Source organism: Terrimonas alba (assembly GCF_042434975.1).
In the GTDB taxonomy this organism is placed as follows: Bacteria; Bacteroidota; Bacteroidia; order Chitinophagales; family Chitinophagaceae; genus Terrimonas_B; species Terrimonas_B alba.
Window position 1 is genome coordinate 240,919 of sequence record NZ_JBHMQM010000007.1, and the last position, 25,983, is coordinate 266,901.

A 25,983-nucleotide genomic window follows, 5' to 3' on the forward strand; every position below is an offset into this window, starting at 1 on the left:
TTCGTTTTAGGTTTAAAAGAATTCTACTTACAATAAAGGAACAAAGGGGTTTAGCCGATTTTTAAGACGTAATGACCAATAAGGAGAACGGCAAGCCCTATAATAATGCCGATAATGATTTTATTGATAATAGCGGCTTTTGCAGGGGCTTTGACAGTATTTTGTTGGAACGATGAAGCTCCGGCAGATTGAGGGGAGTTGTGAAAAACTCCACCCATATTTAATATACTGTCTTTTATATGTACTGGCGATTGATGTGCACTTTCGATTTCCTCTTTAATTTTTTGCTTTATTTCCTTAGCAAATTCTCTTCCTTTTGGAAGTAGACGGACGGTTATTTTTGCTCTGGTTAATGTTATTGCTACTCCGGCTGAACTACTTCCTAAATGACCGTATTTATTGCCATCAAGTTGTATTAATTCATCTTGAACTAAGTGGGCTAAAAGTTGATGAGGGGGGCGGCTATCTTCTCTGGCTTGCTCTAAATCATTATCATTTCGAACCGGGTACATTTCTAATAGCTTATCGCTAATCATTACCCAGTTGCCATATCCGGCTTTATCTATAAATAGCAATATTTCTTCGGCGGGGCTAAGTGGCTCTGTCATTGGAATGTATTTGTATAAAAGTATGAATAATAACTAAACAAATATTAGGTAGAATGTAGGACAAGTTATATATTAAAAGAGCATCTAAATACGATGAAAAGCTAAAGGTCAATGGCTCATTTGAAGATTTAGTTAAGGCATTAGTTACACCCAAGCCAACAACCAACAAAAAGAAGTAGATTAGTAGCTAAACAAAGCTGTTATGTCCCCGTTGCCCCAGCAATTCCCCACGTTTGATCAGCGAATTCAAATTATTTCAGCCAAATTAAGAGGTGCATATTTGGATATGTGTGGCGACTTGGAGTTTGCTCTTGTGGATATTGCTGTAGTTTGCTTAATCAAAGATCACAGAGAAAGAAAAGCCATTAAAGAGGTGTTGCTTGAAAATGCCTATATGTCAAAAAAGATAACAATGGCTGAGTCTGCGCTCAAACGGCATAACATAGGTTATTACAATCAATTCAAAGTTTGTTTTGATAAGTTTAGAGAGCTGACAGGATGGCGCAATAAATTTGCTCACTCTCGAATAACCGGGGATGAGCAGGAGAAAGATTTGTCGTTTATAATATTCCATTACATCAAAGATGGCGAGATGAAGCAAAAGCCTGAAAATGTAAGCGAATTGACAAATAAACTGTCTAAATATGCTGCCTATATTCGCAGCCTGGCTAACTTAATCCCAGTTCTTTATAAAGAGCAATATATTGCTCACTCATGTAGGAGCATGACCTATTCTTCCAATATTTCAATTCTGCCAGAGAATCAGGACAATCGGAAAACAATTTAATTGCTCTATCAAATTCTCTCATAACTCCATCTATTCCTTCCCCTTGTTGTGTGCTTGTGCCTTCATTCGATATAGAAGCCGTTTAAAAGGATTTGAATTCGGTGACTTGAAAAATATCGAATAAAAGTAATGCTTTGATTTTAGATGTCATAGCTAGATTAAACAAGGCGGATAGGTGTTTTTACTTACTTTCGGCTATTTCTAACTTTTCTTTGTGTCTTCGATTACCTGCTCTATCATTATAAAGCAATATCCCTAATACAGTAGCAAAGGAGCAAAATAGAGCAATTACAGATATTCTTATAATTCGCTCGATTAAATGGGCTTTCCGGCTCTCAAAACTTGATTCAATATTGTTAATGTTAAGAAAGACTTTGCCCTCAGCATTGCGGCAATAATCCCAAAATCCATCAACATATTCATACGGAATACTTGCAGCCGGAGCTATTGGAACTACACCCAGGTTAACGAATGGGTCGTTGATATTGTTATCACGCATAAACTTTTCACGTTCTTCCCTTATCTCTGGATGAAGTCTTTCATATTCTTGCTGTTCTCTGATTTTTGATTGTTCCGCCTTCTGCTGAATCTGATAATTTATCTGCTGAGAATTAAAATAACGATGGATTTTAACGGCCTCGTCTTCGCCAAACTTGTTTGGCTGAAATCTAAGCCATAAGAAAACAGCAATTACTACTGTTAGTGATACTGAAATTAATAATGAAGGTTTTGAAAACTTAGCAAGCAATAAACCAAACACTTTATTTCTGAGGTATGCGTGTCTGAAAGTGGCGGGGGAATCAGTAGCTAATAGCGGAGGTGTATTTTTAAAGCAATCTTTTAATTCTTCAATATCTTCTGCTTTTTGCCATGAGGCAGAATCGTTATACCATAGCAGCGTGTTTCTCTTAATCCGTAATTTTCTGAGCAATTGTCCCGTGACAGGGCCGTAGTGTCCTTTATCAGTTTTAATAAAATAGTTGGTCATATACGAATTATAAGGGGAAAAGTGTGGAGTACAGCTATAAATTGGTTTGCGATTTAGAATTCACCTTACTATCTGTGAAGGAAACGCTTATACTTTTTGACTTATCCAAATCGTACCAGATTATTGTTTGTAGGATTATCGTTTTACCATTGACTTGAGAACTACTATTACTAAGTTCTTTCCCTTCGTCAGCCAATAGCTTTACTACATCATCATAAGGCATTCCTGTTGTTATCTTTTTGTACGATTCGTAATTAATCGGAGATTGATTTGTGCTGGCCTGATTGTTTATTAATAGACTTCCTGCATATTCTTTTAAATTAGTTGCAAGAATTTTAAGGTTCTCAAAGTATTCTCCTTTTACAGCCACCCACTCTTTTTTGTTCATCTTAAAAAGCAATGAACTATTATAATTATTACTTGGCGGTTTTTCTCCCTCGAACTTTCCATAATGCACCATGTCGTGAGAGTATTCCAGATTGGAAAACTCATAGATTAGGTTTTTTGCCGTAACTGTGTAAGAAAAACTGAACTTGACAGCACCAAAGGTAGCAGTTGGTACAAGCCCCTTTGTTTTGGTTCTACTATATGTCAGCGTGCCGTTTGTTACATATTTATTGCCTCCCTTATCCTGAGTAAGAACTGACCACAAGGGCAAATTGATTGAGATTTTTTCGGTCTGTTTTGAATTGTCAAGTTTATATACTACGTTCAAGTTTGCTTCATCAATAAGAGTGTATGCCCACTTTGACAGAACATTTTTAATCTCTTGCAGAGATTTGTTTTTTACTGCAATTGAGTCCTTAATTGAAACTAACCCGGTCTGTGAGTTTACTGGCAATTCCTGACTGTATGTTTCAAAATAAATAAAAAGTAGAAGGGATAGGATTGAATATTTCATAGTTGATATTTTTTAGTCGTTTTAACATGGTAGCATTAACTCATACATTTAACTCACTAAAATAATACAATTTGTATGATTTACAAATACATAGGGTCGCTTTTTGTAAAACAAATCCCCAATCCAATATACCTTTTGGTCAAACTCATGAAAGTGAAAGACAAAAGGTTTAATGCCTTGAAAACATATATTGACTCCGGGGAAATAAAAGCGTTCTCCGAAATATTTGAGATTGTTCCAAAAGCTGTTTTTGTAAACGAAACAGGAATAAATTTTGTGCGATTAACTGAGAAAATAAAGAACCCCGAGAAATTCACTGTCAAGGAAATACTCGTTTATGCTCAACTTATAAATGTAGATAGTAGAAAACTATATGACTTGATTATAAAAACCCTTGAAAAAAAACCTTCAACAAAAAAATAAATAGCTGTTCATTAAAATCTTTTTAAAAGAGTTCACTTGCTTCACTAAATTCACTAAGACTAAAAGTGAAGCAAGTGAAGCAAATGAACGGATAAATTAAACATTTATCGTTTTGCCTTAGTAAGGAATACAGATAAACCTATATTCTTCCTTTCTACTGTGTACCCGAGATTTTCAAGTCTCTTTTTGAAATTAGTTTTACTTAAAGCCTTATACCCGTCTGCCTGGCAAAAAACCCTATAATCAGGGTAAATGTGCTTCAACAGTGTAAATGTATCATTCGACTTTACATATTCATCTCCGGATAGAAATAGATGAACACTATCTGATTGTTGTCTGTAGTCTTCTACCATTCCTCTGACTACTTCGCTGTAAGTGAAAGACTTTTGCACATTCAATCTGTTCACACCGTCTAAGACCCAATTAAATACGCCCGGTAACTCCTCTTGAATAATTCTCTTCGCAAGTTCGGGGTCTCGCTCATGTTCCGGAATTGTTGTGTTAAACGGTATAATAATAAATCTTCGAAAAAACGCTTCGGTATGCTCAACCTCCTTTGGTAGTTCATTACAATTGAAACATAACCTTGCATAATCTTCAATGGTAAATGAGTTACCGTACTTTAACCGGCATTGTATTGGTTCGCCAGAAACAAGTTGTTTAAAAATGTCACTTTGAATATTTCCCCTGATTTCGCTTCCATAATTCAACAACTTATCCACTATTAAAGCCCTGTTATGTTCTTCCGATAAATTAGTGAGGGAATAGTTTGAAATGTTAGCTTTTCCCAGCAGAGCATTAACAATTTCGAAAAAAACTGATTTTCCATTTGCCCCACTTCCATAAAGGAGTAAACATTTTTCCAGTTTCAACGACCTGATAAAAACGTATCCAAGGAATTCGCTCAGAATCATTTGAAGGGCCGGGTCGGGCAATACTCGTTCGAGGTATTTCATAAATAATGGAGCCGTCGCAGTTGGTTCAAAGCAGAACGGCAGTTGGTATGTAAGGAAATCTTTATGCGAAAACTTCCGCAATCTGCCACCTTCTGCCGTAATCTCATAAGTCCCATTTTGTAGGTTTATCAGAATAATTCCCTTATCCTTATTAAGGTTAGAAAGGCTAGCTGAAGAATAAAACTGTCTAAGCAATTGTTCCTGGAAGATATAATGTTTCGCATCTATCCTACTTACTCCCATCTTATAAGCTGCTTGGGCTAAAAACCCCTGAAAAAGCAACTCATCAACATTATTCCAGTATTCTCCATTGAAAACATATATGAATCCATTACTTCTGCATAAACCCCAGTTATTCTCTTTTGCAATTGATAAGACGTTATCAACTGTACCGACTAAATAATGTTTATTGGTTAACCTGACATCACCGTTTGACCCATTGTCAACAAGGCTTCGAAAATCAATGGGTTCAATCTTGTCAATCATTTGCTTCAATAAAGATTTGGTAGCATTTGAAGTCATTGTTAAACTGCTCATGCCATACCTCCTTGCTTTTTTGGATTTTGAGTAAGATAGTTTGCAGCGAGTATCGCTACATCGTCCTGGCTTACTTTAGACTTCGGATTTCGAAGCAGCCATTCATCCAATTCAACTCTTCGAAAGTACAGTCTCTTTCCTGTTGGGCAGTAGTGCGGTATTTGTTCCTTACAAGTGAGCTTATACAGCGTTGACGAACTGACCTGTAAGTATTCACAAGCCTCTTTAAAAGTTAGAGTTTCCTTTTTTAGTAATTTAAGTTCTGAAATGTCAGCCTCGATTCTTTTTAAATACGTAATTAAAACTTGTTCCATAATAATGGCTTTAAAATAAAGTATAAAAACCCGCCTATTCCGGTTGAAGGCGGTAACTGTTCAACCGAAATACGAGTGCAAAAAACGAAGGATTCTATGCCTAAATGGTAAGATGGTAAGGCAGGGTAAGGTTCCTTACCGACTTGCTATTAAATCTGAAAAAAAAGACTCAATATGCTTATACTGCTTGGGCTGTGGAGTTAAGCTTTTTGCTTTGGAGAGGCTTGATGCAGTTATTAATGTACCTGCTTGTGAGTGGAATTTTTTCGATGCCTCAATGTTTGAAAAAGTGAACTTTGCGGAAAACTTCTTCATCAAAGAGAGGATATAGGCAACTTGTGTGGTTTCACATTCAAACCTAATCTTCCCCGGAATACTATTGTAATTCTTTGTCGTCAATATTTCAACAAACACTTTTTCCGGGGTTTCCTCATGGTCAATAAATTTTCCAGTGTCCAATATCAATGAATGATATATCTTTCTAAGTATCTCGATTTTATCATTTGTAAAGCCAAAAGAGGTAAGGGTTATCTTAGGTTGCTCTGAAATTATTTTAGCTTCGTTTGAATCTTTATTCTTGTTGCCATTAATCACATAATAAACATCTTTAAAATAAAGGTGACTAAATTGCCGATAAAAGACACGAAGCAAATCAACAATTTCATCATACGTAATTCGACCCGGAATCTCTTTTTTATAAGAAATCTTTAGCGTATAAAGCTCGTTGCTCAAAATCGTGTACAATTCATTCTCTGGTTTTTTATGAGTTAGCAAATCGCTTTCTGTTATCCCGAAATTATTAAGAAACATTTTGTATCGCTCATCGCCTGTCATTAAAATATCTGCAATTTTGTCAAGTTCGGAATTCAAATATTTCAGGTAATCAGTTTTGTTTTCCTTAGTAAGCAACGAAAGATTCTTTAAAAACTCACTTTTAAAATTGGCAAGATAAGACCCCATCCTTGTGGTAAATCCGATAAAAGTACCCTCACCGTAGTAATCAAAGATTCTTTTTTTTAACTCTGTAAATAGTACTTCAAATTCTGAGCTATCGAGTTTCATCTACTGAAATGTTTTTGAGTATTAGGTCAAATTCAAAGTTAATTTATCAACAGCAGCCTTTCGCTTTTGGTCAATGATTTTCGCATAGACCTGGGTGTTCTTTATGTTCTTATGCAATAGTAGTTTCTGAACTGTGTATATATCCACATCATTACTGAGCAACCAAGTTGCAAATGTATGTCGAGAGCAATGGAATGTAATTTTCTTTTTAATACCAGCATTCATTACCCATAAAAGTAATTTAGTGTTTGTATGTGCGCTATACTTTAAACCGTCAAATATTAGCTTTCCTTCGTTTTCTTTCTCACCTAAAACCTCTATTGCTTGCTCGCCAACTTGAATTGTACCTTCTTCATCAGTTTTCTTTTGTTTCAATTGTATAAAGTAACCGTTGGTCTCAGAATACTGAATGTCGTCCCACTTTAATTTCGAGACATCAGACCACCGTAATCCGGTGAAACAGCTAAAGAGAAATGCTTTTTTCAACAATGGATTTTCACAGTCTGATTTTACTAATAGCGTTAATTCTTCTGCTGTCAAAAATTGCTTTCTCGGTTCTTCAGGAACAATACCTTTAACCAAATCTGTGTACTTGTTCTTTATTATGCCTTCACGGTATGCTTCTTTAATTGCAGCAATTATTTTTGAATAATAAGAAACCTTTGTATTTTGACTGAGCGTTCGACCATTAGTGCTTTTTGCTTTCTTTTCCAGGTATTCTTTCCAATTCTCAATCCAAGACTTATCAATATCCGAAAACAAAACATCGGAGTGAAAAGCCTTTAGATACTTAATGGCACTTAACCAGTTGCCATGATTTCCTTTCACCTCTTCACGTTTTTTCGCTAATTGCTCAACATATAAAACAAAGCTTCCTTTAATCCTTGATTTATCTAAGATATTATGCTCGTCATTGAAATACTGCCAACCTCTATCAGTTGCAATCTTATTGGCAACGGCCAGGGTCTTTTCATTGTGAGCTTTTTGTTCATTAGTAAGCCTCCCCTTTTCAGGTTGAGGAAACAGATACATTTTAAGGTACTCGTATTCCCGTTTGCCGTTCTCGTAGATGTCAAGGTAAAGGCTAATTTTCTTTCCCTTTTTTCTTTCCCTTAGTTTAACACTCATATAGTTTAATTGAATAGCTTGTCTATGTCTGTTCTTTTCACGATGGTTCGTCGTTGGAGTTTGGCTGCTCTCAATTTGCCGTTCTCAATCAACCGATATATTGTCCACCGGCTCGCACCAATCAATTGAGCAGTTTCCTTAATACTGAGGAACTCCTTTTGCGCAACGAGTGGGTTATAAAAAGATGTTGAATTTTCTTCCTTGATTACGTCCAGGATTTTCTGTTCTCTAATCCGGGCTTTGTAAGCACGCTTTGCGCAATTATCAGAACAGAACTGGGTAACAGTAGTCTTCGCCGTGAAACCGGCTCCGCAAAAGCGACATATTTTATCTATCCGTAGGTTGCTGCTCATAATTTGTTGCTGTGTGGCGGGGGCGGTGGCTGATAGTAGCTATATGTAGCAAAATCTCGCTCGCTCCGACCATTATAACGATTTGGGCAACAAAAATAATATCCGGGCAACAAATTAGCAACAGAAATAGAAGAAAAATAGTAGTGGGATTGTTAACATTAACAAATCAAACATTTAGTAATCAATCATTTGAAAACGTATGGAAAACATCGGAAAAGGCTGTTACTTTCCGATACAGAATTTACTAAAGATAAAATCAAGCATATCTTCATTGCTAACCTGGCCGGTTATTTCTCCCAGGTAATGCAGGCATCTTCGAATATCCAGAGCTAATAAATCACCCGGCAGTTTATTATCAAGGCCCGTTTTGATATCATGCAAAGATTTTGCAGCTTCCTTTAATGCATGGTAGTGTCGTGCATTGGTTACAATAACGTTTTCTGTTTGCACCTGTCCCTGTAAAACTGCATCCACCATTTTTTCTTTCAACACTTCAACATGCAGATTTTGACGGGCCGAAATAAAAATTATCTTTTCAACATCTTGAAATTTCGCCCTTGCATCTCTTTCACCAATCGCATCAATTTTATTGGCCACCATTAAGTAATTTAATCCCTGGTTGCTGAGCTCTGATTGCTTAGCCTGCATTTCCTGGACACTATCTCCTGCATCAAACAGGTAGACAACCAGGTTTGCCTGTTTCATTTTTTCCAGGCTTCGTTCAACTCCCGCACTTTCAATAGTATCAGCGGTATGTTGTCTTATACCAGCCGTGTCAATTAACCGGAAAAGTATCCCATCGATATTAATGGTTTCCTCAATTGTATCCCGGGTAGTGCCCGGTATGTCGCTGACAATGGCCCGGTTTTCATTTAATAGCGCATTTAATAAAGTGGACTTGCCGGCATTTGGCTTCCCAACAATTGCCACACTCACCCCATTTTTTATAACATTGCCTAACTGAAAGGAGTTGACTAACTGATCGGTTGAAAGCTGTAGCTGCCTGATTAGTTCATAAAAAGCGGAACGGTCGGCAAACTCTACATCTTCCTGTGAAAAATCTAGTTCTAACTCAATCAGGGCAGAGAAACGGATCAATTGTTCTCTTAGTTCCTTTAGTTTGGATGAAAATCCACCACGCATCGTATTCAACGCAGCTTTATGCGACGCTTCGGTATTGCTGGCTATTACATCTGCCACGGCTTCGGCCTGGGCAAGATCCAGTTTACCATTCAAAAAAGCCCGTTGAGTAAACTCCCCCGGCTTCGCCAACCTGGCGCCGCTTTCAATACATGCTTCAATGATGCGCTGATGAATAAAGGGAGATCCGTGACAGCTTATCTCAATCACATCTTCGCCGGTGTATGACCTGGGTGAACGGAATAAGGACAGAACAACCTCATCAATGATTTGATCTTTGTGCTTCAAATATCCTACGTGCAGCGTATTAGCTGCCTCCTGCAAAAGATCTTTTGACGGAAACAGGCTGTTAACAATGGGAAAAGTCATTTCACCACTCAGTCTTATTACTCCAATAGCCCCGATACCTGGCGGTGTAGCCAGTGCCACGATGGTATCATCCCAGCCGGATAAATGATTAATCATGCGATACTCAGAATTGTCTTTTGGCTTCAAAAGTAGACTTCAACTGTCATCCTATAAAAACAAAAATCCTCCCCGCTTGTGCGGGGAGGATATAAAACGCTAAAAATTTGTTTGTTATTCAGACTGAACCTGGAAAGTGATGGGCTGCTTACGATAAGCATTTACACTTCTTCCATTTTGTATAGCTGGAGTCCAGGCCGGACCCTTTTTAATAACCCGGACAGCTTCAGCTTCCATGCCATAGCCGTGATTGGTAAGGGCTCTCACATCACTAATAGAACCATCTTTGCTCACCACAAATTGAACAAATACAGTATAAGTGCCTTCGGGAGCACCGTTATCAACAGGCGCACTTGGGTTAAGATTTCTTTCAAGGTATTTTCTCCAGGCACCCTCGCCGCCTTTAAACTGGGCTTCGATTTCTACTTTTTCAAAGATTTTATTTTCATCTTCTTTTTTTTCTTCAACGATGCCTTTACCGTCGTCAATAACGGCCGGAGCAACTATACCTTCGTCTTTAATACCTTCCTGTTTAATTACATCGATTTTAGCTTCCTTTAACTCCTCTTGTGCCGGAGGTGGTTCCTGCACCTCCTCATCTTTTACGATCTTGGGAGGGGTAAATTTTTGCATTTCGATCTTTGGAGGATCTGGTGGCTTCGGCGGAGGAGGAGGCGGCAATTCCTTGGGTTTTTCCTCTTCCTGCTTGATATCTGCCAAAGTCACTTCTTTAATCTCCACTTTTTTTGACTCACCGTCATCCAGCGAACTTGCCAGTACTGAGCCTAACAAGGCCAGCAGAGCAAGAGAAGCCGTGATAACAAGAGCCAAAATAATGCGCTTATTATAAGTTCTCCGCAGATTATAAGCTCCATATTCCTTGTTCCGGTTTTCAAAAACCAGGTCCAGAATATCAGCGGATAATATTTTGTTGGCTTCCATGTTTAAGTTAATTTAAAATTAGATGCATTTCCCTGACAATTCCATACTTAGTTAGCCGGTGCTGGTGTAGCGCCGCCACCTTCAGTAGCTTTTATCAGGCCTTTTTCGGTGTCCGCAATTTTTACCATGGCAAAACGCTTTACCTGGTTGATCGTCATTTCATCGAGTATATCAACCGTATTTTTATAAGACGCCTCTTCATTGGGTTTAATCACCACAACAAAGTCTTCGTCGGCACATTCAGCCTTGGGATCTTTGCCTTTGGATTTTGCCTTTTCTTCACAGGCAGCATTTCCACGGTAATTGGAGATTACCTCTTTTTTCTTATTGATGATGATATCCCGAATGCCTTTGAAGGTAGTCTGCTTGAAATTGCTACCATCAGGTGCTAACTCACCCTCGTAATAATATACCTGGTCTTTTGCTCCAAGCATTATAGTCAGGGCGCCAGATTGCTTGGCCTTTGTTACTTCCTCCTCTTTATCGGTGTCCTTCGGCATGTTGAGGTCCATTGTAGTGGGCTCATTCATGGTTGCCGTAAAGATGAAGAAGGTGATCAAAAGAAAGCCAAGGTCCACCATGGGAGTCATATCCACACGGGTAGACAGCTTTTTCGCTTTCTTTACACCCGGGCCTTTCTTGTGGCCTCCGCCGCTATCACCGGTATCTAAACTTGCCATAACAGATGATTTTTAATTAATTGAATATTTTATTTCTTTCCTCCTCCGCCGCCGCTTTCTTTCCTGCGCTGTATGCCCAATTCTGAATTAGCAGGTGCATCCTCGGGTGATGTTACAAGATTGTACTTGTGTTGATCATTCCGCTTCATTGCACTTACCACTGCGTCAAACGTGGGGAATTTGGATTTTCCATCACCTTTGATCAGGAACGTCAATGTCTGACCTGCAAAAGCATTTTTCGACGCAGCTATCCATCTTACCAGTTCATTGGTAGCAGAATCCAAAACCGGGATCCCCTCCTGTTTTACATTTTTTTGTTCATCGGCAGGAATAGCGAGCAGGCTTTTTAATTTTGAAAACGGTACTCCAACAGCCGCTGTTTTCCTGAAGTTTGCCATTTCAGCGGGCGATAAACCGAGATTATTTGTCGTATTCAGTTCCTGGATTATTTTATCAAAAACACCGACATTTTTTTCAGACAACACGGAAAAGAAAACTTTATTGTCCTTGTCAATGGTAACCATCACTGCATCATTTGCCGGAAGTTTACCGGCTGAAACGGAGTTGGGAGTTGTAATTTCAACAGGCTCAGGTGGTTTAAACTTGGTAGCCATGATGAAAAAAGAAAGAATCAGGAATGCGATATCCACGAAGGGTGTCATATCGGTATCCGTGCTCTTTTTTGCAATATTTACACTTGGCATTTGTAATAATTTAAAATATTGAGATGAATAGCAATCAAATTTCCATACTAAGTCATCTGCTTTCTGACAAAATTATTTGTACAGCGAAGCAAAACTTTGTGTCAGGGTGAAACCTGATTCATCAATGCCATATGTAATAGAGTCAATCTTAGTGGTAAAGACATTGTACATGATCAGCGCAAATGCTGAGGTACCAATACCAAGGGCAGTGTTATAAAGGGCCTCAGAGATACCAACTGCCAGTTCACCAGCAGCACCGGCACCACCTTCTTTACCCAAAGCCGAGAATGATTTGATCATACCGATTACCGTACCGAGCAGGGCGATCAACGTACCGCAGGATACAATCGTGGATAAGAAAACCAGGTTTTTTGAAAGCATCGGCAGTTCCAGAGCGGTAGCTTCCTCTACTTCTTTTTGGATTGCAATTACTTTTTGATCCGTATCCAGACCGCCTTCGTTGATCATTTCTTTGTAACGGCGAAGACCCGCTTTCATTACATTGGCAACTGATCCGCGTTGTTTGTCGCACTCAGACAGCGCTGCATCTACATTACGATTAGCCAGGTGATACTGCACTTTACGGATAAAGTCAGAAATAGAACCATTACCCATGGCTTTACGAATAGTTAAAAATCTTTCAATAGAAAATACAATCACCATTAGCAACATACCAATCAGTAAGGGTACGATGATACCACCTTCATAAATCCTGTGAAATGCATCTTTAGGATCTTTATGCTCAGGCCAAAATCCGCCACTGGCATCAGGATTCTCAAAGCCGTCAGGGTTACCTAAAACAAAACGCCAGATTGAATAACCGGCAAGAATACATACTACGGGAGCAATCCACGAAATGGCGTTACTGCTTTTCTTTGCTTGCACAGAAGTAGCCTTAACTGTTGCGGTTGCAGTTGGTTTAGTCTCAGCCATGATCTTAATTTTTAGTGTTTTTTTAAATGTTAATGAGCCTTATTTTGAGGCTACAATTCTAATGAAAAAGTTTATACAAAAATCTTCCCGTGATTGTTTTTTTATCACAGAGGGCTTCAAGTTAAGGATTTTTTTAAAAGCACCAACTCCCTGACAAATAATTTGATAACAAATAATATTAATTATTCGTAGCGCAATGCTTCTATAGGGTTTAATCTTCCAGCCTTTAACGCAGGATACAGACCGGCGAGCAGCCCGACAATGCTGCAGATTATGATGCCGTATGCCACCCAATTCCAGGGTACAACAAAGCCTGTATTTAATACAATGGAGAAAATATTTCCAACTAAAATTCCAAGAACAATTCCAAAGACTGCTCCAAGCACACTGATGATCATTGCCTCCAGTAAAAATTGACGTCTCACCATTTTACTCTTGCCACCAATTGCCTTAACCAGGCCTACTTCCTTTGTACGCTCTGATACCGACACCAGCATGATGTTCATAAGACCAATAGCAGCGCCTATCAACGTGATCAGTCCAATTACCGTTGCTGATATGGTAAGAAAGCCAAGACTGTTCATTGCTTTTTCAGCAACACTGTCACTTTTGTCCAACACAAAATTGCTTTCTTCCGTTGTTGTCAATTTTCTTATAGGACGAAATGCTGCCTCTGCCTCACCCATAGCTTCGTTCACCTGCAAAATATCCTGTGTCAAAACAGCTACTACGTAAGAATTGTCAGAGGGAAAGTTTCGGTGCGCACTGGTGTAACTTATGACAACCATATTATCACGGCTAAACCCAAAAGTAGAACCCCGGCTTGCCATCACACCAATAACCCGGAACGGAATATTATTGATGCGTACAGTTGAATTAATGGCCATGCCTGTACTTTCTTTGAAAAGCTTCTTCGCCACATCGTTGCCTAATATGCAAACGTTGCTTGCCGATTGCACTTCGGCCTTATTAATATTTCTTCCTTCCGCAATGGTCAAGCCATTCAATAGTAAATAATTTTCATCACTGCCAAATAACGTAACATTGGGACTTGTTTTTCTTTCTTCTTTTGTGACAATGGAATTTCTATTGCCAAAAATGGAGATGCTGGTGATTGAAGGATAATGAAAGGCTTTTACAAAAAGCTCGGCTTCATCTTTTGTGATCTTTTTTCCAAGGTTAGATTTCTTCTCTTTCTTATTTGATTTTTTTGAAAGCTTGACCTCATTGTTATTACCACCGCCACCAAAATGAATATTTCTTTCCTTGAAACGAACGGTAAACGCATTAGCTCCCATAGAAGAAAAGCTTTCAGAAAACTTTTGGTTCATCGCCTTGATAGCCGTAATAATGCCAACGAGGGCCATAATGCCAAATGCAATAATAGCGACAGTTAATCCGGTACGCAATTTATTGCTGCGAACCGTGCGAAAAGCCAGGGAGAAAACATCGCGGAAATTCATGCTCGATACTTGACCCGAAATTACAGAAAGCAAGCGGATACGGGAAGAAAGTATTATGAGTGGATGAAATCAGTTGCAAGTTTCCAGTTACCGGTTTACTGGCAACTGGAAACAGGTAACTTAAAAATAGAACCAGTAAAGCAATACGTTGGGGAATACGCCCAGGATAATAATAACAGCAGCTAATCCTGCCAAAGACCATTTAAAAGCCGGGGATGCCTGTATAGTGGCCTGGCCCTCTTTAAAGTACATAGCCTGTATGACGCGGAAATAATAGTAAGCACTCACCGCAGCCATCAACACCGCAAAGATCACCAGCCAAACATGGTCACCATTGCCCAGAGCTGCCTTCAGCATATAGAATTTTGCCAGGAAGCCGGCTGTAAGCGGAATACCAGCCAGGGATAAAAATAAGATCGTTGTAACCGCTGCTACGAGTGGTTGCTGTTTTGCCAGGCCATTGAACCCTTCAAAACTATAATCACTCATTTTTGCTAACACGGAAAAAATGCCAATGGTAGCCAGGCAATACGCTGCAGCGTACAACAGAATCCCCTCTTTCGCATCGGTATTCATTGCATACAGGGCCAGCAGCATAAAGCCAGCCTGGGCGATACTCGAATAAGCCAGCATTCTTTTTACGCTTTGCTGAAATACAGCGGTGATATTTCCGATAAATAAAGTAGCTACGGTTATGATTGCAATCCACAACTGCCATTGTGCATGAAAACTTCCAAACGTTTCATCGAACAACCGGATGAAACCGATAAACACGGCCGCCTTTACGATAGTAGCCATGAAAGAAGTAAAAACGGTTGGCGCACCATCGTATACATCCGGTGTCCAGAAATGAAACGGCGCCGCAGATACTTTAAAGGCCATAGAAAAAATGAGCAACAACATGCCGGCCACCGGTAACAGGGATGGTTTGTCAACGACAAACTTCATCTGATCCACGCTAAATGTGCCTGTGGTTCCATAGATAAGCGTAATTCCCATCAACATCAACCCTGTGGAAAAGGAACCCATCAGGAAATATTTCAATGATGCTTCATTGCTTTTTAAATTCTTCTTATCACTTCCGGTGAGAATGTATAATGGAATCGAAATAATTTCAATCCCCAGGAAAAGTATTAGCAATGATTTGAACGAAGTAGTCAGTACAATACCACTAAGTATAAAAAAGGCAAGCGCAAAATACTCGCCATAATGAACACCGACCTTTTCAATATCTTTTGCTGATAAGATAAAATAGATTAGTGCGGAAATAAACGCTATGGAGTTAAACAGCAATGCAAACCTGTCAAAATGCATCATACCTGCTGTATTCACCTTAAAGAATAAAATGCCGCTCATCTCCAGGATATTCGATACCAGTAAAACTGCTACTCCTAAAATTGCAACCATCCGCACTGTATTTTTCTGTTTCAGAAAAACACCGCTGAACATCATAATAACTCCAAAAATTGCCGACAATATTAAAGCGTTCATACCTCTTACTTCGTTAGCAGATGACGTACATCTGATATTTTTAAAATACTATCTGTGATTTCGTTTGTGATATTCAAAACTGGTTGTGGGTATACTCCTATCCAAAAAATGAGTACAACAATAGCACTTAGTGCCAACTTTTCATTCAGCTGAGTATCTAATGCATTTGCTGTCCGGATTACTGACTCCCCATAAAATATTTTGCGAACCAGGTTCAGGGTATAGATGGCCGCGAGAATAATACAAACTCCAGCCAATACCGTAAACCAGATATTAAGTTTGGTGACCTGAGAGCCAAAAATACCGCTGAACATGAGGAACTCCCCGATAAAGGCGTTGGTCAATGGTAGTGCGATATTGGCCAAGGCAATTACCACAAACAGGATGGCCATTGCAGGGGCTTTTTGTGCAAGTCCACCCAGTTCAGACAGCTTTCTTGTTCCAAATTGTCTTTCGATCAGTTCGACCACGATCCAGAGCCCGATAATATTAATACCATGGTTAAACATTTGAATCATTACCCCCTGCATAGCCAATTTGTTTTCTGAGAAAATAGCCACGCACATCAAACCAATGTGAGCAATGGAAGAGTAGGCCACCAATCTTTTAATATCATCTTGTTTTATGGCTATCAATGAAGCGTAGATCATCCCAATAACTGCCAACCATGAAACTCTATCTCCCAATGAATAAGAAGCAATCGGAAGTACGGGTAATAACCACCGAATCACCCCCAGTACGCCCATCTTAACCATGACGCCGCTTAATACCATGGTAGTTGCCGTAGGTGATTGCTCATACGTATCAGGTTGCCAGGTATGAAAGGGAAAGATGGGCATCTTTACAGCAAAAGCAATAAAGAATAACCAGAACAACCAGGTTTGATCCTTGTTTGCCAAACTTGCTCCGGTGGAATAAAAAGATTGAATTGCGAAAGAATGGTCAGGCGTTTTGGCATAAATAAATAAAATACCAACCAACATCAGCAAGGAGCCTACGAACGTATAAATGAAAAACTTAAATGTAACAGCAATCCGTTTTTCGCCACCCCATTGCGAACACAGAAAATAAACGGGTATCAGCGCCAGTTCCCAGAAGAAATAAAACAACAAAGCATCCATTGCCAGGAACACACCCATCATACCTGCTTGTGACAACAGCATCAGGGCAAAAAAACTATTTGGCTTTTTATAGGAAGAGTTCCAGGTAGAAATAAAGATGAGCGGAAAGGCGATCGTGTTTAACAGGCAAAGTAACTGGCCCATTCCATCAAGTTTCACAGCAAAACTGCTTCCGAGTGTCGACATGAATGCGGACTGGTGCTCCAGCCATTTTGCTTCATTTAGTACAGTCAGCCCTACCACAGAAACGACCAGCGTAACAATCGACGAAAACAAAGCCCATGACCGCACCGCTTTTTCATTCTTTATAAGGAATGCAGCCAGCCCGGTCAGTAATGGAATTACTATTAATAAAACAGGGATCATAATTATTTTCTCAGGAAAAATTGAAATACAAAAAACAATACCATGCCCAATACCATCAACAACACGTAACTTCCTACTTGTCCACTTTGCAGCAGCCTTAATTGACGGCTGCCATAATTAACTGCCTTTCCTACTCCATTCACAATACCATCTACCACATTTTTTTCAAAAACATTCTTAAAAAACAGCGCCAGCTTGTCAAGCGGGTTCACAATAATCTTTTCATACAACTCATCCACATACCATTTATCCGCCAACACTTTTCCAAATCCTGTAGCTTCCTCCGTGTCAGGCTTTTTGCTGAATTTATTCCAGGCAAATACAATAGTGACAACAATCAGTGCGGTTGATACCCCGGTCAGCATCCACTCCGTAGCATGTGAAACTTCATGGGTCTCTAAGATCTTATTGGATCCGTCAAACACCGGCGCTAAAAATTCTTTTAAGGAATGTGCTCCATGCATGATGAACTCAGGCACACCTACATAGCCACCGATGATAGAAAGTATGGCCAGTATAACCAGTGGGATAGTAATGGCGGAGGGGCTTTCATGCAAATGATGTTCCTGGTCGTGAGTACCGCGGAAGGCTCCCTTGAATGTTGTTGCATACAACCTGAACATATAAAAAGCCGTAAGCAAAGCCGTTCCCAAACCTATCGCATATATGATGGGTGATTTGGCAAATGCACCGGCTAATATTTCATCCTTTGAAAAGAAGCCTGAAAGCCCCGGAATACCGGCAATTGCCAAACAACCCACTAAAAAAGTCCAGTTGGTTGTTTTCATGTATTTACTTAAGCCACCCATTTTGCGGATATCCTGTTCGCCACCCATGGCATGAATCACACTACCACTTCCGAGAAACAATAACGCTTTGAAAAAGGCATGTGTCATCACATGGAAAACCGCGGCAACATACGACCCTGTCCCCAGGGCGAGAAACATATATCCTAACTGGCTTACCGTAGAGTAAGCCAACACTTTTTTGATATCATTCTGCTTAAGGGCAATCGTAGCGGCAACCAGTGCAGTAGCTAATCCAATAATTGTCACGATGGTCATGGTTACCGGTGACAATGAGTATAAAATATTGCTCCTGGCAATCATATAAATGCCCGCCGTAACCATCGTAGCAGCATGGATTAATGCAGACACAGGAGTAGGACCAGCCATCGCATCAGGCAGCCAGGTATATAATGGTATCTGGGCACTTTTACCGGTAGCTCCGATAAATAATAATATGGTAATAGCGGTAAGGTCGGTGCCGCTAAGCTTGGATACATTAGCAAAAACATCACCGTAAGAAACAGAACCCAGTTTGCTGATCAACCAGAAAATAGCGATCAGGAAAGCCAGGTCACCGATCCGGTTCATGATAAATGCCTTGTTCGCCGCCTTGTTGTATTCTGTATTCCTGAACCAGTAACCGATCAGTAGGTAAGAGCACAATCCAACACCTTCCCAACCGATAAACATGATCACATAGTTGGCGCCCATCACCAGCAACAACATCGAAAAGACGAATAGGTTGAGATAGGAAAAGTATCTGCCGAAATGTTCCGTCTTTTCCTCATGCATATACGAAGTGGAATAGACATGTATTAAAAATCCAACCCCGGTAATGATGAGCAGGAAGATGGAAGATAGTTGGTCAATTTGAAACGCAAAGGGAATGTTTAATTTGTCAACAGCGATAAAGGTGAAATAATTGGCCACATGTGTATTGCCCCCCTTCACCTGCATGAATACCCATACACTGATGAGAAATGAAATGAATACAGTACCACTTCCGATAATACCGATCAGTTCTTTTGACAAAAGCTTTCGGCCAAGACCGTTGATCAAAAAGCCGATCAGCGGCAGCAGCGGAACTAAATAAACCAAGTCTAATGCGTTCTTCATAAAACCCGTTCTGGCTCCCCCTAAAGGTGGAGTATCCACTCACAGCCCTGAAGCTGATAGTGGTCTTTTAAAAAATAGTTATTCAATGATCAGGACTCCTTAAGCCCCTCCACCGGAGGGGTTTGATGAGGCCTAGTGTTTTAACCTGTTCAAAAAATTTACATCAACCGAATGAATATTACGATACATCATCACGATAATGGCCAACCCCACACTCACCTCGGCTGCCGCAACTACCATGATGAAGAATACAAATAACTGTCCGTCCGTACCGGCTACTGCATTACCAGTGGCAGCGGCATTCAGGTGGTGCATTTTTGAAAATGCCACCAATAATAAATTCACGGCATTCAACATCAGCTCTATGCACATAAAGATGATGATCGCATTACGGCGAGTGAGCACTCCCACAATACCGATGCAGAATAAAGCAATGGACAGAAATATGTAATAATTTATTGGCATACGGCCTCCCCTAAATCCCCTCCCAAAGAAGGGACTTGCCACTCACTGCCCAAAGGGCTGCAAGTGTACTATTTTTTAATATTGAATAAAGAACTATTAGTTAAAGAATGCGACCCCGAGTTCCGTCGCCTTGCTCCTCGTAGGGGCAGGCGCAACGGACGACCTGCCGGCAGGCAGGTGCCATAAAAAACTAAAGCGGGTTCCACAGTCATTCAACTAACTATTAAAAGAACATTCAAAAAACTATAAGAATACCCGATCTAAGTTCCCCCTTCCCTTCGACTTCGCTCAGGACGGGACAGGGGGTTAATCTTTCTTCCCAATCACTACCGCACCTATCATGGCACTTAAAAACAGAATACTGCTTATCTCAAACGGTACTACGTAGGTCGTGAACAACTCATTTCCCAGGTTTTTGATCAGACCGATATCCCCCCCTTTTACCTGTGCCAGCCGACCTTTTATTTCACTATTTCTCAAAGCTGCAACCAGGATCAACAACAAACACCCACCCGCTAAAGCCCCGGCAATTTTTAACCAGCGATTTTTTTGTGGTTCTGTTTCTTTATTCAGGTTCATCAGCATGATCACAAACAGGAACAAGACCATGATCGCACCTGCATACACGATGACGTTTACAATTGCGAGAAACTGCGCATTCAATAAAATATAATGACCGGAAATGGCAAAGAAGGTAACGATGAGCCACAACACACTGTAAACGGGATTTTTGCTAACTACCACCATCAAAGCCCCAAACAAAGCCATCACTGAAAGTAACCAAAACAATATTTGTGTAATTCCCATAAGCTAATAGCTTTTCTCCGCCGTCGCGGATGCAAACCCTGGATGCTTTTTTTTAATTAATTAATTATCAGAACTAACTTCAAAAGTTGCCTATTAAACTCCCTGAACTCCCGCTGCCCTGTCCCCTAACGCTTTTTTATAGGCTTCCGGGTTTTCCTTCGGATTAGGGATCAACAGGTCTTCTTTTTTATAGATAAACCCCTGTCGTCCGTAATTCGCCGGAGCAAACGTCTGCGACAAATAAATTGCGTCCTTCGGACAGGCTTCTTCACAATAGCCGCAGAAAATACAACGCAGCATGTTGATCTCATACTTTGCCGCATATTTTTCTTCACGGTATAGATGTTCTTCGCCCGGCTGCCGTTCTGCCGCTTCCATCGTGATAGCTTCTGCAGGACAGGCCAAAGCACAAAGACCGCAGGCGGTACAGCGTTCACGCCCCTCTTCATCACGGTTCAATATCTGCAGTCCGCGGAACACTTTAGAAAAAGTTCTTTTCTGCTCGGGGTATTGTATGGTTGCTTTTCTTTTGAACAAATGCGATAACGTGATCAGCATCCCTTTCGCAATATTCCACAGGTAGATCTTCTCCAGCCAGGTCATTGGCTTGCGGTCCACTTGTTTTGCTCTTTGTGTTAATTGCATATCTCAACTCTCCCAACAGGAGATTTTAATTTTTCGCAAATATAAGGCCTCACCTCCCTTCCTCCTCTCCCATCCTTCGACAAGCTCAGGACGAGGAGGCGGTACTATATCACTTTAATCATCATTATAACTACCACATCAATTTTATATCTCTACTCAACGCTCCCGAAGACACAGATGTTATCGGTATTTTCGAAAAGCGAGGGCTGTGTTTGGATGGTCCCGACATTTCGTCGGGATCGGGATGGGGCTTTATCTCTTCAACCACAGCACCACCGCGGCAGTCAATATCATATTGACCAATGCCAGTGGTATCAATGTTCTCCAACCCAACTTCATCAGCTGATCAAACCGGAAACGCGGAATGGTCCAACGGATCCACATAAACAGGAATATGAACAGCGATGCCTTGATCATTAACACAGAAAAACCAATCAGTGATAATAACCATGGAGCCAGCCCCCAGCTTGCTTCATTTACAAAAGGTATATCATACCCACCGAAATACAGTGTTGACATGATCACCCCACTGATAAACATATTGATGTATTCAGCAAAAAGATAGAAACCCAGTTTCATAGATGAGTACTCCTGGTGATAACCGAAGTTCAATTCATTTTCTGCTTCCGGCAGATCAAACGGTGTACGGTTACACTCGGCCAGGGCACACACAAAAAAGATAAGAAAGCCCAATGGCTGATACCAGATATGCCAGTTGAAAAATCCATCACCTAACTGGTTTCCCACAATGGTACTCATGCGCAAATCACCTACCAGCATCAGCAATGCAATCAAAGCAAGCCCCATTGGTAACTCATAGGATACCATTTGGGAAGCTCCCCGTATAGCTGCCAATAATGAAAACTTATTATTAGATGCCCAGCCGCCGATCATGATACCGTATACGCCAAGGCTGACTACTCCAAACACATACAGGATGCCGATATTAATGTCCGCTATCTGTAAATTAATCTGCCTGTCACCGATGGAGAAAGATGGTCCCCAGGGAACTACGGCACTTGTTAGCAATGCGGTTATCATTGCCAAAGCTGGTCCCAGTATGAAAAGAAACTTCGAAGACAGAAGAGGTATGATCTCTTCTTTAAAAAATAGCTTGCCACCATCAGCCAGAGGTTGCAGCAATCCAAAAATACCCGCACGGTTAGGACCAATACGATCCTGCAGAAAGGCGGCTACTTTACGTTCAGCATAGGTGGCATACATAGCTACCACCATCGATAGGGAAACAATTACCGCTATCAACACAAATTTTTCCAAAATAAAAAACCAATCAACTGCGAGGAAATACATTGCCATTATTGTTTCTTATTATTAAATGTTGCACCTGTTGCCGGCCCGTTTATTTCACTTAGGTCAACAGTCGGATCATTTACATCACTGATGGTATGAATATCCATCAACAATTTCGGTTGTCTTCCGCCCATTACTTCTGCTATCGTTTCCTGCGGCTTTCTTGCTCCGACATAATGATTGGCTGAAATAACTGAATGACGATTGACTTTGGTCGGACCTTCAATTACCCAATCACTCAACTTCTTTTTATCGAAGCGGCAGTCATTGCATATCCAGCCTGGTTTGCCATCATAGCTTTGCACTTCACCCCATTCATCTTTCCTGGCAGTTACCCTCAACACTTCGTCACCACGATTCCAAAGTGTTACCTTGCCGTTACAGGTTGGACAATCACGATGCGCATCAACCGGCTTGGTAAACCAAACACGGTTTTTAAAACGGAAGGTTCTATCGGTTAATGCACCGACAGGGCATACATCAATCATATTTCCGCTGAAGTCATTGTCGATAGCTTTGGAAATATAGGTTGATATCTCGGCATGATCTCCCCGATCCAGTACACCATGTACACGGTTGTTGGTCAACTGATCGGCGACGTAGGTACAACGATAACAAAGAATGCACCTTGTCATGTGCAGTTGTATGTAGGGACCAATATCTTCTTTCTCAAATGTTCTTCTGGAAAACTCATACCGGGTGCCTTCTTTACCATGTTCGTAACTCAGGTCCTGCAAGTGACATTCACCGGCCTGGTCACAAATCGGGCAATCGAGCGGATGATTTAATAAAAGGAATTCCACCACACCGGCCCTTGCATCCATTACTCTTTCACTGGTGATATTTTTTACAATCATGCCATCCATTACCGTGGTACGGCAACTTGCTACCAGTTTTGGCATTGGCCTTGGGTCTGCGGTAGAGCCAGCTGCTACTTCCACCAGGCAAGTCCGGCACTTGCCACCACTACCTTTTAGTTTGCTATAGAAACACATTGCCGGTGGTGTAACATCCCCACCAATCCTTCGTGCAGCCATCAGGATAGTTGTTCCTGGCTCCACGTCGATGGAGATATTGTCAATGGTTACTTTAAATAATTTCTTTTCTTCAGCCATATTTTGTTTCTCGCAGCGAACGCAAAGAAAATGCGGCGCAACGTTTTATAATTTATTAGCAATCCTTTTTATTCCGTCTTTAAGAAGCACTACATTGAAATTTATCAATAAGCCCAGCTTAATGTTTGCCAATTTTAAATAAGTCGACACTTGTTTAAAATGTATATCCGCCAAATTCTCAATACTCTTTATCTCTATAATCACTTTATCGTCCAAAATTACATCAGCCCTAAACCCAATATCCATTTTGATATCTTCATGAACCACTGAAATCCCAAACTGTCGCTTGAAAGGAATTCCAGTCTTTGCCCATTCATAACAAAATATTTCTTCATAAACACTTTCAAATAACCCAGGTCCATATTGCCGATGAATCGCAAAACAAATATCTAATGCCAATGTGGCTATTTCATTTTCATTCATATACATCGCGTCCGTTGCCCCGTTGCTATCGCTGCGTGAAAACTTTTACGCAGGTACACCTAATGGTTCCGCATAATGCGCCAAACCATAGTTTCTTTTTGTACACTCACCCGGATTCAGCACATGCCATTCAAACTCATCCCTGAAATGACGGATAGCTGCGGCTACGGGCCATGCAGCCGCATCTCCCAAAGGACAAATGGTATTTCCCTCAATTTTTCGCTGTATATCCCAAAGCAGGTCAATATCACTCAGCTTACCCTGCCCTTTTTCCAAACGCAATAATAATTTTTCCATCCAGCCTGTTCCTTCACGGCATGGCGAACATTGACCACAGCTTTCATGACGATAAAATCTTGCTAGTGTATACGTATGTTTTACGACGCACTGGTCTTCATCCAACACAATAAACCCACCCGATCCCATCATAGTTCCTGTTGCAAAACCGCCATCACTCAAGCTTTCATAGTTCATCATTCGGGAGGCACCCTTGGCTGTTTTCAACAATAGATTAGCTGGCAAAATAGGAACTGAAGAACCGCCCGGAATACAAGCCTTTAATCTTTTACCATTTTTGATACCGCCACACCATTCATCGCTGAAAATAAATTCTTCGACAGAGATGGTCATATCGATTTCATAAACACCCGGCTTATTAATATTACCACAGGCTGAAATAAGTTTTGTACCTGTTGATTTACCCACCCCAATCTTTGCATACTCGTCAGCTCCTTCATTGATAATGGGAACAACAGCGGCAATGGTTTCAACATTGTTTACCACTGTAGGGCAATCCCATAAACCCTTTACAGCCGGGAATGGAGGTTTTATTCTTGGATTACCTCTTTTGCCTTCCAGGGATTCCAACAAAGCTGTTTCCTCGCCACAGATATAAGCACCGGCGCCCCGCTGCACATAGATCTCGCAATCGAAACCACTGCCCTGGATATTTTTTCCTAACCACCCATTATTTTTTGCTTCTGTTATCGCTTGTTCGAGAATATCAACAATCCAGGCATATTCCCCACGGATGTAGATATAAGAACGATTAGAGCCTAATGCAAAAGACGAAACGATCATTCCTTCAATCAGCAGGTGGGGAATGAACTCCATCAGGTAACGATCCTTGAAGGTTCCGGGTTCTGATTCATCAGCATTTACTACCAGGTAGCGGGGTACGCCTTCGGGTTTAGCCAAAAAGCTCCATTTCATTCCTGTAGGGAAACCAGCGCCACCGCGTCCTCTTAATCCGCTCTTTTTTACCTCTTCGGTAATATCATTGGGCGCCATCTTCAACGCCTTCTCCACACTTCTGTAACCACCTTCACGGCGATACACATCATAATACCTGATGTTTTCAACGTGAGCTTTTTCTAATAATAATTTTCTTCCCATGCCTTATCCTTGAAAAGGATTTTATTTTAATGGTTCAATTTTTTTAAAAGTTCCTGGTCCATTTTCACTCAATGATTTCCAATTCTCCATAAGTTCATCCTTATGCATGCTGGCCCATTCAGCAACAAGTCCCCCAAAGCTTTCGGCGGTAAGTTTCCCTCGATAATTCCAAAATCCATTATTGAAATTTGGGCCGAAAACTCAGCATATTCTGCGTGAAAATGTGGCGGCACATGATCGCCGAAATACATTTTAATGAGAATTCCGTAGAAGCTGCTTATTACCCGCATATTCCTCAAAAGTTTTTCCAATCAACTGTAAATAAAAAGCGTCCGGGTCCATATCAATATTTTCATTCCATTCCAGCTTTTTATCTTCAGTTATAACAAATTTTCCAAAATTCACTTCCTCATTCCAAAAATCAAATACTCCCTTTCCTCTCCATTTGGATAAATCAATAATCCCACTTATTCCATCTTCAAACTCCACAAAAAGTTTATATCCGGGTTTAGCTTCCGCTTTTTTTAAATATGGAATTAATTTGCTCATTTTCTTT

General features: G+C 40.5%; 28 protein-coding genes. 2 read left to right on the top strand and 26 right to left on the bottom strand.

Features of this window, described 5'->3' with window-relative positions; genetic code table 11:
* Positions 1–50: 50 nt before the first annotated feature.
* The gene (locus ACFEL9_RS20225) at positions 51–608 is read right to left on the bottom strand and encodes a hypothetical protein (RefSeq protein WP_385894011.1); all 558 of its coding nucleotides are present in this window, start codon (positions 606–608) and stop codon (positions 51–53) included.
* A gap of 202 nt (positions 609–810) precedes the next feature.
* Here ACFEL9_RS20225 and ACFEL9_RS20230 point away from each other — a divergent pair, with 202 nt between their 5' ends.
* A complete protein-coding gene (locus ACFEL9_RS20230) occupies positions 811–1,395 on the top strand; it encodes a hypothetical protein (RefSeq protein WP_385894013.1) in 585 nt (194 codons plus the stop codon).
* 181 nt (positions 1,396–1,576) lie between these two features.
* On the opposite strand, the gene ACFEL9_RS20235 is transcribed toward ACFEL9_RS20230, so the two are convergent.
* Together ACFEL9_RS20235 and ACFEL9_RS20240 are read right to left on the bottom strand one after the other, a co-directional pair.
* Positions 1,577–2,383, bottom strand: coding sequence for a DUF4339 domain-containing protein (locus ACFEL9_RS20235; RefSeq protein ID WP_385894015.1), 807 nt, complete (start codon positions 2,381–2,383; stop codon positions 1,577–1,579).
* 34 nt (positions 2,384–2,417) lie between these two features.
* A complete protein-coding gene (locus ACFEL9_RS20240) occupies positions 2,418–3,284 on the bottom strand; it encodes a hypothetical protein (RefSeq protein WP_385894017.1) in 867 nt (288 codons plus the stop codon).
* Positions 3,285–3,359: 75 nt separating this feature from the next.
* Here ACFEL9_RS20240 and ACFEL9_RS20245 point away from each other — a divergent pair, with 75 nt between their 5' ends.
* Positions 3,360–3,707 (top strand): hypothetical protein, encoded by a 348-nt coding sequence (locus ACFEL9_RS20245; RefSeq protein ID WP_385894019.1) that lies wholly within the window; start codon positions 3,360–3,362, stop codon positions 3,705–3,707.
* Between the two features lie 104 nt (positions 3,708–3,811).
* Here ACFEL9_RS20245 and ACFEL9_RS20250 read toward each other — a convergent pair whose 3' ends face one another.
* The 23 genes from ACFEL9_RS20250 to ACFEL9_RS20360 form a co-directional block, all read right to left on the bottom strand.
* A complete protein-coding gene (locus ACFEL9_RS20250) occupies positions 3,812–5,200 on the bottom strand; it encodes a DNA primase family protein (RefSeq protein WP_385894021.1) in 1,389 nt (462 codons plus the stop codon).
* A complete protein-coding gene (locus tag ACFEL9_RS20255; protein ID WP_385894023.1) occupies positions 5,197–5,514 on the bottom strand; it encodes a helix-turn-helix domain-containing protein in 318 nt (105 codons plus the stop codon). The genes ACFEL9_RS20250 and ACFEL9_RS20255 overlap by 4 nt, the downstream gene beginning before the upstream one ends.
* Before the next feature lie 135 nt (positions 5,515–5,649).
* The gene (locus tag ACFEL9_RS20260; RefSeq protein ID WP_385894025.1) at positions 5,650–6,576 is read right to left on the bottom strand and encodes a DUF6617 family protein; all 927 of its coding nucleotides are present in this window, start codon (positions 6,574–6,576) and stop codon (positions 5,650–5,652) included.
* Positions 6,577–6,597: 21 nt separating this feature from the next.
* Positions 6,598–7,704: a tyrosine-type recombinase/integrase gene (locus ACFEL9_RS20265; protein WP_385894027.1), complete on the bottom strand. Its 1,107-nt coding sequence runs from the start codon at positions 7,702–7,704 to the stop codon at positions 6,598–6,600.
* A 5-nt stretch (positions 7,705–7,709) separates the two neighbouring features.
* Positions 7,710–8,057 (bottom strand): helix-turn-helix domain-containing protein, encoded by a 348-nt coding sequence (locus tag ACFEL9_RS20270; protein WP_385894029.1) that lies wholly within the window; start codon positions 8,055–8,057, stop codon positions 7,710–7,712.
* Positions 8,058–8,279: 222 nt separating this feature from the next.
* On the bottom strand, positions 8,280–9,662 hold the full coding sequence (mnmE, locus tag ACFEL9_RS20275; RefSeq protein ID WP_385894031.1) for a tRNA uridine-5-carboxymethylaminomethyl(34) synthesis GTPase MnmE: 1,383 nt from the start codon (positions 9,660–9,662) through the stop codon (positions 8,280–8,282).
* A gap of 114 nt (positions 9,663–9,776) precedes the next feature.
* The gene (locus ACFEL9_RS20280) at positions 9,777–10,604 is read right to left on the bottom strand and encodes an energy transducer TonB (protein ID WP_385894033.1); all 828 of its coding nucleotides are present in this window, start codon (positions 10,602–10,604) and stop codon (positions 9,777–9,779) included.
* A gap of 47 nt (positions 10,605–10,651) precedes the next feature.
* Positions 10,652–11,284 (bottom strand): ExbD/TolR family protein, encoded by a 633-nt coding sequence (locus ACFEL9_RS20285; RefSeq protein WP_385894035.1) that lies wholly within the window; start codon positions 11,282–11,284, stop codon positions 10,652–10,654.
* Positions 11,285–11,313: 29 nt separating this feature from the next.
* The gene (locus ACFEL9_RS20290; RefSeq protein WP_385894037.1) at positions 11,314–11,988 is read right to left on the bottom strand and encodes an ExbD/TolR family protein; all 675 of its coding nucleotides are present in this window, start codon (positions 11,986–11,988) and stop codon (positions 11,314–11,316) included.
* Positions 11,989–12,060: 72 nt separating this feature from the next.
* Positions 12,061–12,921, bottom strand: coding sequence for a MotA/TolQ/ExbB proton channel family protein (locus ACFEL9_RS20295; RefSeq protein ID WP_385894039.1), 861 nt, complete (start codon positions 12,919–12,921; stop codon positions 12,061–12,063).
* Positions 12,922–13,103: 182 nt separating this feature from the next.
* The gene (locus ACFEL9_RS20300) at positions 13,104–14,384 is read right to left on the bottom strand and encodes an ABC transporter permease (protein WP_385894041.1); all 1,281 of its coding nucleotides are present in this window, start codon (positions 14,382–14,384) and stop codon (positions 13,104–13,106) included.
* A gap of 120 nt (positions 14,385–14,504) precedes the next feature.
* Positions 14,505–15,875 carry an NADH-quinone oxidoreductase subunit N gene (locus tag ACFEL9_RS20305; protein WP_385894043.1) on the bottom strand — a complete coding sequence of 457 codons (1,371 nt, stop codon included), beginning with the start codon at positions 15,873–15,875 and terminating at the stop codon, positions 14,505–14,507.
* Positions 15,876–15,880: 5 nt separating this feature from the next.
* Complete coding sequence (locus tag ACFEL9_RS20310; protein ID WP_385894044.1) at positions 15,881–17,362, bottom strand: complex I subunit 4 family protein; 1,482 nt, start codon at positions 17,360–17,362, stop codon at positions 15,881–15,883.
* Between the two features lie 2 nt (positions 17,363–17,364).
* Entirely contained in the window at positions 17,365–19,266 is a 1,902-nt protein-coding gene (gene nuoL / locus ACFEL9_RS20315; RefSeq protein WP_385894046.1) for an NADH-quinone oxidoreductase subunit L, read from the bottom strand.
* 132 nt (positions 19,267–19,398) lie between these two features.
* Positions 19,399–19,731: an NADH-quinone oxidoreductase subunit NuoK gene (gene nuoK / locus ACFEL9_RS20320; protein ID WP_385894048.1), complete on the bottom strand. Its 333-nt coding sequence runs from the start codon at positions 19,729–19,731 to the stop codon at positions 19,399–19,401.
* A gap of 306 nt (positions 19,732–20,037) precedes the next feature.
* Positions 20,038–20,538, bottom strand: coding sequence for an NADH-quinone oxidoreductase subunit J family protein (locus ACFEL9_RS20325; protein ID WP_385894049.1), 501 nt, complete (start codon positions 20,536–20,538; stop codon positions 20,038–20,040).
* Between the two features lie 93 nt (positions 20,539–20,631).
* Positions 20,632–21,183, bottom strand: a complete 552-nt coding sequence (nuoI, locus tag ACFEL9_RS20330; protein WP_385894051.1) for an NADH-quinone oxidoreductase subunit NuoI — start codon at positions 21,181–21,183, stop codon at positions 20,632–20,634.
* A gap of 252 nt (positions 21,184–21,435) precedes the next feature.
* Positions 21,436–22,494: an NADH-quinone oxidoreductase subunit NuoH gene (gene nuoH / locus ACFEL9_RS20335; RefSeq protein WP_385894052.1), complete on the bottom strand. Its 1,059-nt coding sequence runs from the start codon at positions 22,492–22,494 to the stop codon at positions 21,436–21,438.
* Positions 22,495–22,499: 5 nt separating this feature from the next.
* Complete coding sequence (locus ACFEL9_RS20340) at positions 22,500–23,609, bottom strand: NADH-quinone oxidoreductase subunit G (protein ID WP_385894054.1); 1,110 nt, start codon at positions 23,607–23,609, stop codon at positions 22,500–22,502.
* 45 nt (positions 23,610–23,654) lie between these two features.
* Complete coding sequence (locus tag ACFEL9_RS20345; RefSeq protein ID WP_385894056.1) at positions 23,655–24,032, bottom strand: GxxExxY protein; 378 nt, start codon at positions 24,030–24,032, stop codon at positions 23,655–23,657.
* Between the two features lie 45 nt (positions 24,033–24,077).
* On the bottom strand, positions 24,078–25,427 hold the full coding sequence (gene nuoF, locus ACFEL9_RS20350; RefSeq protein WP_385894058.1) for an NADH-quinone oxidoreductase subunit NuoF: 1,350 nt from the start codon (positions 25,425–25,427) through the stop codon (positions 24,078–24,080).
* A 68-nt stretch (positions 25,428–25,495) separates the two neighbouring features.
* Entirely contained in the window at positions 25,496–25,717 is a 222-nt protein-coding gene (locus ACFEL9_RS20355; RefSeq protein WP_385894060.1) for a DUF4160 domain-containing protein, read from the bottom strand.
* Positions 25,680–25,976: a DUF2442 domain-containing protein gene (locus ACFEL9_RS20360; RefSeq protein WP_385894062.1), complete on the bottom strand. Its 297-nt coding sequence runs from the start codon at positions 25,974–25,976 to the stop codon at positions 25,680–25,682. Before ACFEL9_RS20360 ends, ACFEL9_RS20355 begins: the two co-directional genes overlap by 38 nt.
* Positions 25,977–25,983 lie beyond the last annotated feature (7 nt).